The sequence below is a fragment of the Buchnera aphidicola (Pemphigus obesinymphae) genome (assembly GCF_026122815.1).
Classification (GTDB): Bacteria; Pseudomonadota; Gammaproteobacteria; order Enterobacterales; family Enterobacteriaceae; genus Buchnera_C; species Buchnera_C aphidicola_BJ.
Map to the genome: position 1 here is coordinate 1 of NZ_JAIWQW010000099.1, position 372 is coordinate 372.

The window sequence follows — 372 nt, forward strand, 5'->3', positions numbered from 1 at the left end:
TTACAGTTAAACAAGGTTGTGTTATAGCAGTAAACAATCAGCGATTAAGTCCTGTAAAATGTTTAGAAGAGTTAAATAAAATTGGCGCTAAACATGGGGTAGGTCGTGTTGATATTGTAGAAAATAGGTTAATCGGTATGAAATCTAGAGGTTGCTATGAAACACCAGGAGGTACGATAATGTCGACGGCATTACGAGCAATAGAACAATTAGTTCTAGATCGTGAAAGTTTCAAATGGAGAGAAAATATAGGATTAGAAATGTCTTCAGTAGTTTATGATGGACGTTGGTTTGCTCCTTTACGTCAATCTCTTCAAGCTGCTGCTGATAGTTTATCTAACGATATTAGTGGTGAAGTAGGTTTAGAATTAT

The 372-nt window shown here is 35.5% G+C and carries 1 pseudogene; it reads left to right on the top strand.

The features are described from left to right. Nucleotides 1-372: pseudogene (locus LDP10_RS03285) on the top strand (argininosuccinate synthase domain-containing protein); the annotation flags it as partial.